The sequence below is a fragment of the Chroococcidiopsis thermalis PCC 7203 genome, from assembly GCF_000317125.1.
GTDB lineage: Bacteria > Cyanobacteriota > Cyanobacteriia > Cyanobacteriales > Chroococcidiopsidaceae > Chroococcidiopsis > Chroococcidiopsis thermalis.
Genome location: NC_019695.1, coordinates 1,005,554 through 1,018,818 on the forward strand (window position 1 = coordinate 1,005,554; position 13,265 = coordinate 1,018,818).

At 45.5% G+C, this 13,265-nt stretch carries 13 protein-coding genes and 1 tRNA gene; 10 read left to right on the forward strand and 4 right to left on the reverse strand.

Annotated features, from left to right (window positions below):
* Positions 1–28 precede the first annotated feature (28 nt).
* The 3 genes from glpK to CHRO_RS04420 all read left to right on the forward strand — a co-directional run bounded on the left by glpK (position 29) and on the right by CHRO_RS04420 (position 2,755).
* Complete coding sequence (gene glpK / locus CHRO_RS04410; protein ID WP_015152977.1) at positions 29–1,543, forward strand: glycerol kinase GlpK; 1,515 nt, start codon at positions 29–31, stop codon at positions 1,541–1,543.
* A 90-nt stretch (positions 1,544–1,633) separates the two neighbouring features.
* Entirely contained in the window at positions 1,634–1,990 is a 357-nt protein-coding gene (locus CHRO_RS04415; protein WP_015152978.1) for a DOPA 4,5-dioxygenase family protein, read from the forward strand.
* Between the two features lie 111 nt (positions 1,991–2,101).
* Positions 2,102–2,755 carry a cadmium resistance transporter gene (locus CHRO_RS04420; protein ID WP_041462351.1) on the forward strand — a complete coding sequence of 218 codons (654 nt, stop codon included), beginning with the start codon at positions 2,102–2,104 and terminating at the stop codon, positions 2,753–2,755.
* 21 nt (positions 2,756–2,776) lie between these two features.
* Here the strand turns inward: CHRO_RS04420 and pyrE are convergent, their stop codons facing one another.
* Positions 2,777–3,352: an orotate phosphoribosyltransferase gene (pyrE, locus tag CHRO_RS04425; protein ID WP_015152980.1), complete on the reverse strand. Its 576-nt coding sequence runs from the start codon at positions 3,350–3,352 to the stop codon at positions 2,777–2,779.
* 208 nt (positions 3,353–3,560) lie between these two features.
* Here pyrE and CHRO_RS04430 point away from each other — a divergent pair, with 208 nt between their 5' ends.
* Positions 3,561–3,926: a hypothetical protein gene (locus CHRO_RS04430; protein ID WP_015152981.1), complete on the forward strand. Its 366-nt coding sequence runs from the start codon at positions 3,561–3,563 to the stop codon at positions 3,924–3,926.
* 282 nt (positions 3,927–4,208) lie between these two features.
* On the opposite strand, the gene CHRO_RS04435 is transcribed toward CHRO_RS04430, so the two are convergent.
* A tRNA-Ile gene (locus tag CHRO_RS04435) sits at positions 4,209–4,281 on the reverse strand.
* 146 nt (positions 4,282–4,427) lie between these two features.
* On the opposite strand from CHRO_RS04435, the gene CHRO_RS04440 reads away from it, so the two are divergent.
* Entirely contained in the window at positions 4,428–5,150 is a 723-nt protein-coding gene (locus CHRO_RS04440; protein ID WP_015152982.1) for a hypothetical protein, read from the forward strand.
* 117 nt (positions 5,151–5,267) lie between these two features.
* Entirely contained in the window at positions 5,268–6,662 is a 1,395-nt protein-coding gene (locus CHRO_RS04445; protein WP_015152983.1) for a hemolysin family protein, read from the forward strand.
* Between the two features lie 108 nt (positions 6,663–6,770).
* On the opposite strand, the gene queC is transcribed toward CHRO_RS04445, so the two are convergent.
* Complete coding sequence (gene queC / locus CHRO_RS04450; RefSeq protein WP_015152984.1) at positions 6,771–7,460, reverse strand: 7-cyano-7-deazaguanine synthase QueC; 690 nt, start codon at positions 7,458–7,460, stop codon at positions 6,771–6,773.
* A gap of 101 nt (positions 7,461–7,561) precedes the next feature.
* Positions 7,562–7,756: a hypothetical protein gene (locus tag CHRO_RS31610; protein ID WP_084739139.1), complete on the reverse strand. Its 195-nt coding sequence runs from the start codon at positions 7,754–7,756 to the stop codon at positions 7,562–7,564.
* Between the two features lie 250 nt (positions 7,757–8,006).
* Here CHRO_RS31610 and CHRO_RS04460 point away from each other — a divergent pair, with 250 nt between their 5' ends.
* The 4 genes from CHRO_RS04460 (at position 8,007) to CHRO_RS04470 (ending at position 13,252) form a co-directional block, all read left to right on the forward strand.
* Positions 8,007–9,065 (forward strand): Gfo/Idh/MocA family protein, encoded by a 1,059-nt coding sequence (locus tag CHRO_RS04460; protein ID WP_039713297.1) that lies wholly within the window; start codon positions 8,007–8,009, stop codon positions 9,063–9,065.
* A 554-nt stretch (positions 9,066–9,619) separates the two neighbouring features.
* Positions 9,620–9,946 carry a hypothetical protein gene (locus tag CHRO_RS04465; RefSeq protein ID WP_015152986.1) on the forward strand — a complete coding sequence of 109 codons (327 nt, stop codon included), beginning with the start codon at positions 9,620–9,622 and terminating at the stop codon, positions 9,944–9,946.
* Positions 9,947–10,106: 160 nt separating this feature from the next.
* Positions 10,107–10,244 (forward strand): hypothetical protein, encoded by a 138-nt coding sequence (locus CHRO_RS31615; RefSeq protein ID WP_181245358.1) that lies wholly within the window; start codon positions 10,107–10,109, stop codon positions 10,242–10,244.
* Positions 10,245–10,351: 107 nt separating this feature from the next.
* On the forward strand, positions 10,352–13,252 hold the full coding sequence (locus tag CHRO_RS04470) for a glycerol-3-phosphate acyltransferase (protein ID WP_041462353.1): 2,901 nt from the start codon (positions 10,352–10,354) through the stop codon (positions 13,250–13,252).
* Positions 13,253–13,265: the final 13 nt, after the last annotated feature.

The following is a 13,265-nucleotide window of genomic DNA, read 5'->3' on the forward strand; positions in this document are numbered from 1 at the left end:
AACCCGCCCCTACGATAACTAATAACTGATGCAATACATTCTAGGATTAGATCTAGGCACGACAGGGAATCGAGCAATTTTGTTCGATGCTGAAGGTGCGATCGCTGGTCAAGCCTATAAAGAACTGAGGCAATATTATCCTCAACCTGGCTATTTAGAACACGATCCTGAAGAGATTTGGCAAGATACTTACACTTGTATACAACAAATTCTCAAACATACAGGTATTTCAGCAAATGCGATCGCGGCAATTGGTTTGTCGGTACAGCGAGAAACCTGTTTATTGTGGGATAAGACAACAGGTAAACCCTTGCACAAAGCAATTGTCTGGCAAGATCGGCGTACCGCGTCTATGTGTCGGCAATTACAAGCAAAAGGACAGGCAAAGACAATTCAAGAACGGACTGGATTAATTGTCGATGCCTACTTTTCGGCAACTAAATTCGCGTGGTTGCTCGATTGGGTACGGGATAAAAATATAAATATAAATCTGGATAATATTCTGGCTGGGACGATCGACACTTGGATCTTATGGAAATTAACGGGTGGCAAGGTTCACGCTACTGACCATAGTAATGCCAGCCGCACGATGTTGATGAATCTAGCGCAGGGAAATTGGGACTCGCAACTCCTCGATTTATTTCAGATTCCCGATCGCATCATGCCGCAAATTCAGCCGAGTTTGGGTATGTTTGGCGAAACCGATCCGCAACTACTGGGGGAAGCAATTCCGATCGCAGCGGTATTTGGCGATCAACAGGCGGCGCTATTTGCTCACGGGTGCGATCGTCCTGGTATGGTGAAATGTACGTATGGGACGGGATGTTTTTTAATCGCCCATACAGGTGAAGAACTGACGCGATCGCATCACCAGTTATTGTCAACTGTTGCCTGGACGCAAGTTTTAGCAAACGGAAGAACGGCGACGAGTTACGCTTTAGAAGCGGCTATGTTTACGACAGGTGCTTGCATTCAGTGGTTGCGAGATGGTTTGAAGCTGATCGATTCAGCTGCCGAAACCGAACACCTGGCGCGTCAAGTTACAGATAATAACGGTGTTTACTTCGTCCCAGCATTAAGTGGATTGGGTGCGCCTCGGTGGGATATGAGCGCCAGGGGTGCTTTTCTGGGAATTACAGGCGGCGTACAGCGCGAACACATGGTGAGAGCCGTTTTAGAAGCGATCGCTTATCAGGTAAAAGAGGCGATCGAGGCGATGAATCGAGATTCTAGCAAAGCGATTGAAGTCTTGAAAGTTGATGGAGGTGCTTGTCAAAATGACTTTTTAATGCAGTTCCAAGCCGATGCACTCGGAATTCCGATCGAGCGTCCAGTTGTTTTAGAAGCAACGGCTCAAGGTGCAGCCTTTGGTGCTGGATTGGCGATCGGTTATTGGACTGATTATCAAAAATTGTGTCGCAGTCGGAAAATCGACCGAATTTTTGAGCCAGGAACGGGGGCAATTCAAGCACAAGAAAATTTTCACACTTGGCTTAAAGCTGTTAACCGCGCTCAGCATTGGGTTGATGAATCTCATCTCTGAGTTTATGCTCTGATTTGCTGTTGCGATCTTTGAGCGATCCCAGTTCTTGATTTGTCAAACTAGTATTAAGTATGAGTGGAGCGAAAAGCGATGCTAGAAGATACAAAGGAGATAGCAGATTTTCACGCTCATGTCTATTACGATCGCCAAAGTCGCGAAGTAGCAGCGCGTGTACGTGAAGAATTGAATACAAAATTCGACGTGAGGCTTGGGCGCTGGCATGACAATCCGATTGGTCCCCATCCCAAACCTATGTATCAAGTTGCCTTTTTACCAGAGCAATTTGGTGCGATTGTTTCCTGGTTAATGTTGCATCGTCAAGGATTAGATATTTTAGTCCATCCAACAACAGGTAACGATGTTGCCGACCATACAAACCATGCCCTTTGGTTAGGAGACAAGTTAGAGCTAAATATAGAGTTTCTTAGAGCCATTAAAACGACTTAATTTCAAGGAAAAATACAAGTTTCAGAATACAGATGAACTCAAAATAGTCATATTATATCAATTTTATATGCTGACATCTGCCTGTTTTAAATTAAACGAATTTGACTGGTAATGAGTAGAATTGGCATGGCTTTTGCAGAAGGTTTAATCGCCTTTATTGCTACAAATATTGATGATATTATTGTCTTGCTACTCTTTTTCTCTCAAATAAATGCTAATTTTCGTCGTCGGCATATCGTTATCGGTCAGTATCTAGGTTTTACAACTATTGTTTTGGCTAGCTTACCAGGTTTTTTTGGTGGTTTAATTGTACCGCGAGAATGGATTGGTTTACTAGGACTCTTGCCAATAATAATTGGGTTTAAGCAATTAGTAAATCGCAAAATAGAAACCGTACAAGTACAAACAGTAACCAGCTTTGAAAATTCTAGTTATCGTAATTCCACATTTTCTTTCCTTTTAAGTCTTCTGAACCCTCATACTTATAAAGTTGCAGCAGTAACACTTGCTAATGGGGGCGATAATATTAGTATCTATATTCCGTTATTTGCTGGTAGTCAACTTGCTAGTTTAAGTATAATTCTCGCTGTATTTTTTTTGATGGTAGGAGTTTGGTGTGCGATCGCCTATTTATTAACTCGCCAACCTACTATTGCCAATATTTTAAGTCGCTACGGTCAACCGATAGTTCCTTTCATATTGATTGGCTTAGGTTTATTTATTCTGTATGAAAGAGGCACGTTCGGGCTAATATTTTCAGCTTGAACTTACAATATTTAAGCAATTTTAAGAATTCATTTGCTGATATCGTGCTTGAAGCTCCTCAATGGAAAATAATGTCCGAAACTTCAATCCTTTCGCTGCATATAACTCAGCACCACCTTGCTTTCTATCTACCAACGATATAACTTCCTCAACTTTATACCCCGCCTCTCGCAATCTTTCAACTGCTTTCATTGCTGATTGTCCAGTCGTGACAACATCTTCTAGAACCACAACCAAAGCACCATCTGGTAATACTGGACCTTCAATATACGCTCTCGTACCATGTCCTTTAGTTTCTTTACGAATAATCAAAGCTGGAATGGGACGATTTTCAATCGCAGAAACCACACTCACGGCACTAACAATGGGATCGGCTCCCAGTGTCAATCCTGCCACTGCTTGCGTGTCTGGTGGTAGCAGAGATAATAACAAACGACCGATCGCCAAAGCACCTTGAGGGTGTAACGTAACTAATTTGCCATTAATGTAATAAGAACTGCGTTGACCAGAAGACAGGACAAAATCACCCTCTTTGTAGGCAAGTTGACAGAGTAGATCGAGTAGTTCTTGGCGTAGTGCAGTTAAATCGGTTGTCATAATTTGAGAAAGCAGGGAGCAGGGAACAGGGAGTCGGGAGTCGGGAAGATAGCTGAGCGAGCAATTCTAGTCACTAGTCACCAGCCACTAGTCAGTCTCTACTAATAACTGATAATCGATCGCTAATTGATAAAACGGGGAAGAATAGGCTAAGACTGATGCAACAGTTCAGTATAAGTCAAAATTGCAACAGTATAGAGGACATTCTATGCCCATCAAATTCAACCGCTTCAGTGGTATTCTACTCGCGATCGCTGCTGTCTCTGGATTTCAGGCTAGCGCGATCGCCCAACCAAGCAACCGTACTCTTGCCGATCGCTTTGAGCAAGCGATGTTCACTAGCGGTCGTGATTTCTTCCAAAATCGTTCTTTCGGACGACAATTTGATTGGCTGTTGGGAACAAACGGATTTCCCGACAACGAAATTAATCGCGACGCGAAACGGACTGATGACCTGTACCGCACTGCACTAGAGCAGCAAGTCTCTAGCGATCCGGTCATCCGCACGCGAGATCTGCCTAATCCATACAGAACTTCAGTTTTGGAGTCTAAGAAGTCTAGTAATCCAAAGTAATTTGCCAGTCGGGAATCAATACTTCTTGGTTAGAATTCGATCCCTCCAACCTCCCTTAAAAAGGGAGGCTAAAGACAGCTTCATTTCCCTCTTGTCAAGGGGGATTAAGGGGGATCTTCCAAAGGCTGTGCAATCATAACCGAGAAGTATTGAGTCGGGAATAGGGGAGCGCTCTAAATTCCCACAAGCAATCATAGATTCTGTAGCGATCGCCGCTCATCACCAGTAGCCAGTCTGGTAATTTTTGCTTGGTAGTTTTTGCTGAGTGTTGACTCTTAGAAATCCAGGGTGCAGGAGTTGAACCTGCCTAAGGCGAATTATGAGTTCGCTGCCTCAACCGCTCGGCCAACCCTGGCGGAGTTTATATTGTAACTTAGATTGTCAAGGCAAATTGTTTAGTCTCAATACTTAATATCGCCACAAGACAAATAGTACATAATTTACATAACCGCAATGATATAACTAGCTCATTCGTTAGCAAACAACTGGTGTAAGGAGTCAATGCTCTGGATTAAGCGAGCATCATTAAGAAAAGTCAATTCAACCGTCGCCCTGACGTTGATCTTGTTGCTTCTGATGTTGATCGGGGGTTATATAAGTGCAATCTGGGGATATGCGATCGGACATGAAGCGATTGAAGGCGTAAATCAACCCGATTCTCGTCCCGCCGGGAAAATTGGATTTCGCAAAAATAAGTCTCAACAGCAGCAAGGCGTGGTGATGCTCAAAGAAGCCGATGTCTTAGCTGCCGTAAAAGCTAGAATTGACGGCAAAGGAAAAAAAGCCAAGCCGGAGAAGCCGTTAATTGAAAATCCGCAGAACGACAAGCGATCGTCTACAAAATCAAAGTTGGTGGCTGAGAGCGAGTCCCCTCAGCCTGGATTTCCAATGATTTCTAAAACCGAAGGAGTGTCCTTAGAAATTGCATCTGCACGATTTTCTGGCGGGGCATTACAGTTGAAGATGAACTTTAAAAACGAAGGAGATAGAACCATCAGGTTTCTATCTAGCTTTTTAGATGTAACCAACGAACGAGGACAGACACTCAGCGCCAACACGGAAGGCTTTCCTGAAGAATTACCAGCTAACGGCAAAACTGTTGCCAGCACGCTCAGTATCTCCACTGCTCTGCTCGACAACGTACAGAAAATTTCTTTACATCTGACCGATTATCCCGAACAGCGATTGCAGTTACAAATGTTAAATATTCCTGTAGTTAGGTAAATAACGGGACAAGGGGACAGGAGAGAAGTCAAAATTCACGCATTCAAAATTCAAAATTCAAAACTTTCCAACTCCCTACTCCCTGCTCCCAGCTCGTCCCTGCTCCCTCCACCAAAGATGAGTGCTTTCCCTCCCCTGAATTGGGCAGATATTTGGCTCAGATTATTATCTGTGCTGTTGTTGATTGCCATTAATGCTTTTTTTGTCACGGCTGAGTTTTCCCTTGTTTCCGTGAGGCGATCGCGGATTTATCAGTTGGTAGAAGCGGGAGACTGGCAAGCGCTGACAGTACAATCGCTACAACGCAGTCTCGAGCGCGTCCTCTCTACTACCCAACTTGGGATCACTCTTTCCAGTCTTGCCTTGGGTTGGATTGGCGAGAGTACGATGGGCGTACTGGTTGCTGCTTGGTTAGAGCAGTTACCCTTACCTGCGGGAGAGCGGGCTTTTATTACCCATGCGATCTCCATTTCAGTTGCTTTTTTTCTAGTTGCCTATTTGCAAATCGTGCTGGGAGAATTATGTCCCAAGTCAGTCGCGCTGCTCTACTCCGAGCAACTAGCGCGGTTATTGGGTTCACCCCTCAAAGCGATCGCCCGCATTTTTACGCCCTTTGTCTGGATTCTCAACCAATCCACGCGCTTTCTGCTGCGTTTAGTGGGTATTCAATACACGGGACAAGCTTGGAGACCACCAGTTACTCCCGAAGAGTTACAACTGATTATTTCTACCGAGCGAGAATCGACTGGCTTAGAGGCAGAAGAACGAGCGTTACTGAATAATATTTTTGAATTCGGTACGGTCAAAGTTGGGGCAGTCATGGTACAGCGTCCGCAAATTATTGCTTTATCCATGAACGCCACGTTGCAAACTCTGTTGCAAGCAGTTGCAGCTACGGGACACTCTCGCTACCCCATTATTGGTAAATCGTTGGACGAAGTACGGGGCATTATTCACCTCAAAGACCTAGCAGAACCACTCGCTCTAGGAAAAATTTCCCTATCAACAGAAATTTATCCCTGGATGCGTCCTGCCCAATTTGTACCGGAACACACCTCATTAGGCGAACTTCTGCCTGTCATGCAGCAAAGCTTGAGACATTCCATCCGTGCGGAACGAGCCACGATTATAGTTGTCAACGAGTTTGGCGGAACCGTAGGACTAGTCACGCTACAAGATTTAATTGCCGAGATTATTGGCGATGCAGGGGCGATAGAAAGCACCGATGAGCTGTTGATCCAGAGTTTGGACGACAGAACATACTTGGTACAGGCACAAATGAACTTAGAAGACCTCAACAAGTTATTGAATTTAGATTTACCTCTGAGACAAGATTATCAGACCTTGGGAGGATTTATTTTGTATCAACTACAAGAAATCCCCGCCGTCGGCACAACCTTAAATTATCAAAACCTGGAATTTACTATCGTTTCTGTTGAAGGACCCCGCCTTGACGAGATTAAGATTCACCTTTTGCAAGGAGCAGAGAGCAGCGAGCAGGGAGCAGAGTAAGAGAGCTGGGGGAGCAACTCAAAATTCACACATTAATTCCGAATTCCGAACTCCGAATTCCGAATTCTCCTCACACTCCATTCTTCACTGGTCACTAATAACTGCTCCCTACTCCCTCCTATAAGGCAAAGGATCTTCCAGCCCTAGAGCAGCAAATGCAGCTAAACGCAGACGGCATGAGTCACAAACACCGCAGGCAAGTTCGTCGCCTGCGTAGCAAGACCAGGTTTTTTCCCAAGGTACGCCCAATCGATCGCCCAGTTGAATAATTTCGGTTTTTTTCAGCTGAATGAGAGGAGCAACAATTGCGATCGCGTTTCCTTCCCGCCCTTGTTTCGTACCTAGACGAAATACTTCTTGCATAGCTTGGATGTAATCGGGACGGCAATCGGGATAGCCGGAGTAATCGAGGGCATTTACGCCAATGTAAACGCGGCTGGCATTTAAAGTTTCAGCATAAGCCAGGGCAAAACTCAAAAAGATTGTATTGCGGGCTGGTACGTAGGTAACGGGTATATTTTGCGCCATTTCGTCGAGCGATCGCGCTTGGGGTAAATTGATGCTGCTATCAGTTAAAGCAGAACCGCCCCACTGCCGCAAATCGAAAGATATGAGTTTATGGTCTGCCACTTCTGCCGATCGCGCGATCGTCTTAGCTGCCTCTAATTCTCGGCGATGTCGCTGTTGATAATCAAAAGAAATCGCATAGCAATCATAGCCATCTGCCCGTGCCTGGTACAGCACCGTTGATGAGTCTAATCCCCCAGATAGCAAAATTACAGCTTTGTCATTTGTCATTTGTCATTCGTCATTTGTCATTCGTTATTGGTCATTGGTCGTTCGTCATTTGTATTTCTTCTCCCTTGTCCTCCCTTGTCCCCCTTGTCCCCCTTCGCCCCCTAATCCCCACTCCCTTCGGTCGTGGGGTCCCCGAGTTCCCCCTTGTCCCCCTTGTCCCCCTTGTCCCCCTTGTCCCCCTTGCCCCCCTTGCCCCCCTTGTCCCCCTTGTCCCCCTTGTCCCCCTTGTCCCCCTTGTCCCCCTGCTCCCTGCTCCCTGCTCCCTTCAAAATAATGGACGGGAAAAAAAGTGACACAATACCGCTATCGCAGAGACATCGGTAAAATCACAATTAAAAAAGGTATAACCGTAACAAAATCAAGACAATCTCAAAAAAAATCTAACAATCTTTGAGATTCTACACAAAGACAAGAATTATGGTATCATCTGGCTGAATTCTAACAGTTGAGAGATGAAACCTTAATAACTGGAATGTAGATTACAGAAGCAGTGCAGTAGCGACGATAAATTTTGGTGGTGGAGGAGAAGACTGAGTGCAAAATACCATGTCTAAGGGGCAAGTAGTCCCGCAGATGCAGCGCAACCAACCTGAAGCAATTAAGATTGGCGTGGTTGGAGTGGGCAATATGGGGCAACATCACGCCCGCGTCCTAAGTTTGCTCAAGGACGTGGAACTGGTGGGTATAGCAGATATTAATGTCGAGCGAGGACTCGATATTGCTAGCAAGTACAGAGTGCGTTTTTTTGAAGACTATCGAGATTTACTGCCTCATGTCGAGGCAGTTTGCGTAGCTGTCCCCACTCGCGCCCATTATGCTGTTGGGATGACCTGCCTAAAAGAAGGGGTTCACGTCCTGATTGAAAAGCCGATCGCTGCTAGTATTTCTGAAGCAGAATCTCTAGTCAATACAGCTGCCCAAGCTCAAAGAATCCTTCAAGTCGGTCACATCGAGCGCTTCAGTCCAGCATTTCAAGAATTAAGCAAAGTTTTAAAGACAGAGCAATTGATGGCAATTGAGGCTCGTCGCATGAGTCCCGCTGCTCAAAGAGCCAACGATGTCTCGGTCGTCTTAGATTTAATGATTCATGACATCGACCTATTGTTAGAATTGGCTGACGCGCCAGTAGTGAAGCTAACTGCTAGTGGCAGCTGTGGTTCTGATTCAGGATATTTAGATTACGTCACGGCAACTCTAGGTTTTGCGAATGGAATTGTCGCAACGCTCACAGCTAGTAAAGTGACTCACCGCAAAATTCGCCGCATCGCTGCCCATTGTAAAAATTCCTTGACTGAGGCAGATTTTCTGAACAATGAAATTCTGATCCACCGTCAAACCACTGCTAACTGTATGACAGAACACGGTCAGGTGCTTTACCGTCAAGATGGCTTGATTGAAAAAGTTTACACGAGCAACGCCGATAAACTTTGCGCCGAATTAGAACATTTTGTGAGCTGCGTGCGTGGTGGTAGCCAGCCCTCTGTAGGAGGAGAACAAGCACTGAAAGCTTTGCGCTTGGCAAGTTTAATCGAGCAAATGGCTGTAGACGGTCATGCTTGGAAGCTACCAGAACGGGAGTACGAGTATCCGATTGTTGCCGTTTAGCGAGCAAGTTTAAATAGCACGTTTTTTGGTAAAAGCACGCAGCCGCGTGCTTTTACTTTATGTATGAAGATATTGCGATCGCCATAACTCGAATATAAATCAATACGATTCAGATAAGACGATCCCCCCTAGCCCCCCTTAAAAAGGGGGGAATCATAGCGCTTAAAAAGGGGGGAATCATAGCGCTTAAAAAGGGGGGAATCGTAGCCCCCCTTCTCAAGGGGGGTTGGGGGGATCTTCGAGGCGCGATCGCTTTTTACTGAACTGTATTGGAATATAAATTTATGGCGATCGCTCTGTAAATTTATGGCGATCGCTCTAGCTTAAATATCTTAAATCAATAACACTCTTAGATATAGTCAATAACCTGAAGCTGTGCCGTAGGATGGGGAGCCACTACGCCGAACGGGTCATTTAGCTTCAAGTAAGTCGCATTTAAGAATTAAAACCTGACTTTTTCAGAACTTTCTTGGGTTGAGCGCTTATCTAACCCAAACTATAATTATACATAACTAAACGGTATTGTATTTAAATATCTTGAAAAACTAAAAATAATGATCGCTTTTGAAGTATATCTAAACGGAGAAAAGCTCTGTACAGCAGGTTTGAGAGATTTAAGCGTTCTTACAGCAATTTTGAACTGGAGGCAGCGTCAAGCAGACGCTCCAGCTGCAAACCCTGAAGAGTTAGATGCTGAAGATTTCAGATTGTATGTGGGTGGGATGTTGAATATTGCAGAAGGTAGTCGAGAATTTCTCAGATGGCTCGATCTCAATCTCGAAGTCGGTGATGAAATAACCATCAAGATTGCAGATGCAAATACTGTAGATATACCAATTAGACGGGAGAAAGTAGAGCTAAATTTCAGTCCTCGAAAGTAGGAACGAAACCGATCTTTTAGGTTATTTTAAGCTTTGAAAGCTAAAACAAGCAGACCGAGAGTAATTCTTCTGGGCGATCGTCAAGCCAAATTGGAAAAGAAAGACTAAAATCGAATACGGAGATTTTAGTCTTTTGAACGCAGGAGGATTTACATCAAGTATGTCCGACTTGAACCGAGGAATTATGAAGTTCGATGGGGCGGATAGTCCCAAGGTAGTGATTGTATCTACCGTACTACTGTTAGGAGCGATCGCCGCCTTAATATTTTGGGCGCTACGAGTAGCTTATGCTGTTTAGTTATTAGTTATCAGTGGCTAGTGACTAGTGACTAGTGGTTAGACCAAAATAAGAATCAAGCCACAAGCCACTAACCACTAACCACTCATTAGCGATCGATGACTAATATGCAGCAAGTTTGGGGTGTACTTGCGATTTTCATTCTCTGCCCCTGTTTGGGCGGGCTACCGTTAATTGCTTGGATAACTCGTACCCTGACTGGGAGACGACTGGAGCGGATGGGAACTGGTAATATCAGTGTCTCAGCCGCTTTTTATCATGGTGGTAAGTTAGCGGGCATTTTAGCAGTGCTATCGGAGGCATTGAAAGGTATTGCCGCAGTTCTGCTAGCACGGGCATTTTTCCCAACTCAACCAGCGTGGGAATTAATTGCCCTAATTGCCTTGGTCATGGGTCGCTACTGGGTTGGGAAAGGCGCGGGAACCACAAATGTCGTTTGGGGTTATGTCGTCCATGATTGGCGAGTCGCGCTGTTGGTATTTTTAATTGGAGGGATTAGTTTTACTCTGTTGCGGGAAAAAGAGCTGGGAAGATTTGGCGTATTATTTCTCTTTCCCACAATTACGGCACTGTTACACTTAAATGATTTTGGTAGAATTGTCGCCGCGATCGCCTTGGCGATATTAATTGGCTGGATTTACAAAAAGATTCCCGACGATTTAGATTTATCTCCAACAGCAGGACAAGCCGGATCTGAAAAAATGTTTCGTTTTTTTCGTGGTGATAAGGCAATTGTTTCTCTCGACGACCGACTCGATCCTCAAAAAGTCGGCGATAAGGCAGCTACTTTGTCTCAACTGAAAAGCTGGGGTTATCCCGTACCGATGGGTTGGGTAGTCGTGCCAGGAGACGACCCAGAACCTCTAATTCAAGCTTTGCAACCTTCAGCTACCCAACCGCTAGTCGTCCGTTCCTCAGCAATTGGAGAAGACTCGGAACAAGCGGCGGCGGCGGGACAGTATGAAACCGTACTGCAAGTTACCAGTCGTTCTATGTTAAGGCAGGCGATCGCCCGTACTCAAGCTTCCTACGACCTGCCAAATGCAGTAGAGTATCGGCGTGCTAGGGGGCAAATCGATGCAGCAATGGCTGTGTTGATTCAAAAGCAAGTTCAGGGAGTTTTTTCTGGCGTAGCTTTTAGCCGCGACCCAATTACCCAGCAAGGAGATGCTGTTGCGATCGAAGCTTTGCCCGGTGAAGCGCAACAGGTGGTTTCGGGACGATTGACTCCAGAACAATACCGAGTTGCGATCGCAGATGTAGAAACATTAGATGTAACGTCTATACATGTCACGTCTCTACAAATGGAAGGTGAAGGAGACGTACCGCTAGAACTGATTAAACAAGTTGCCCTTCTCGCCCGCAAAATCGAAGATCGATACCACGGTATCCCCCAAGATATTGAGTGGAGTTACAACGGGAGCCAATTGTGGCTGCTGCAATCGCGTCCGATTACAACTCTTCTGCCAATTTGGACGCGCAAGATTGCAGCTGAAGTGATTCCTGGGGCAATTCGCCCGTTAACTTGGTCGATCAACCGTCCGCTAACTTGTGGCGTGTGGGGGGAGATTTTTACAATTGTTTTAGGCGATCGTTCCCAAGGATTAGATTTTAACGAAACGGCAACGCTGCATTATTCCCGCGCCTATTTCAATGCGTCGTTGTTAGGATCGATTTTTCGATTGATGGGCTTGCCTGCGGAAAGTCTGGAGTTTTTGACCAGGGGAGCTAAGTTTAGCAAACCGCCTTTAAGTTCTACGTTAAAAAATGTACCTGGGTTGCTGCGGTTGCTGGGGCGTGAATTGAGTTTAGTCCGAGATTTTCAACAAGACGAGCGGCAGTATTTTCGTCCTGGTTTGGCAAAATTAGAGCAGCGATCGCCGCAAGAACTTTCGACCAGAGAATTGCTAGAACGGATAGAAGGAATTTTATCACTGCTCAAACGGGCTACTTATTATAGTATTTTGGCTCCCTTAAGCGCTGCGCTACGACAAGCAGTATTTCGAGTTCGGGATGACAAAATCGACAACAGCCAAACGCCAGAAGTAGCCGCATTGCGCGAAATTGCAGCTTTGGCAAAAAAAGCTCGAAAAATAGCGCCGCAATTATCTCCAGAACGAGCATTTGAGCAGTTGGAAGATACTGCGCCCGGGAGAGAAATTTTGCAGCAGTTCGAGCGATTGCTCGATCGCTACGGCTATTTGAGTCAGGTAGGCACAGATATTGCGGTTCCCACTTGGAAGGAGGAACCGCAGGTAGTACGAGAATTGTTTATGCAGATGTTGAGCGTGGAGGAAGGCAGTTTTAGAAGCGATCGCTTAGAAATGCAACGTAGTACAACGAGAGTTCAGCAACGCATAGATCTTAAAGGAAGAGTTACGCAGGTATACAGCCGCTTATTAGCAGAATTACGCTGGTGTTTCGTGCGACTAGAGGAGATATCTTTGCAGTTAGGACAATTATCTCAACCTGGCGATATTTTCTTTTTAGAATTTCCTGAAGTGCAAAGAGTTGTTGCTGAAGATGTGGAGTTTATATCTCAATTAACACAATTAGTCGAAGCGAGGCGATCGCAATTCGATCGAGACAGCCAACTCAATCCCATACCCGCTTTAATCTACGGTAATTCTCCCCCGACTCTTGTACGCGCGCACAGCAGTGCGCCCCTACAAACTCCCAACTCCCTCTTAAAAGGAATTCCTGCTAGTTCCGGTCAAGTCACGGGAACGATTGTCGTGTTGCACGATTGGCAAATGCTGCCAGAGATCGATAAAAAAACAATTCTAGTCGTACCTTATACCGATTCCGGTTGGGTAGCCGCGATCGCTAGGGCTGGAGGATTGATCGCCGAAGTCGGAGGAAGATTATCTCATGGGGCGATCGTAGCGCGAGAGTATGGCATTCCTGCGGTGATGGATGTGCGCGACGCAACTCATTTATTGCGCGACGGTCAACAGGTGCGGCTCGACGGTCAAGAGGGTACGGTAGAGATTCTCGGCAGCGATTGAAGTAGTAGATCTG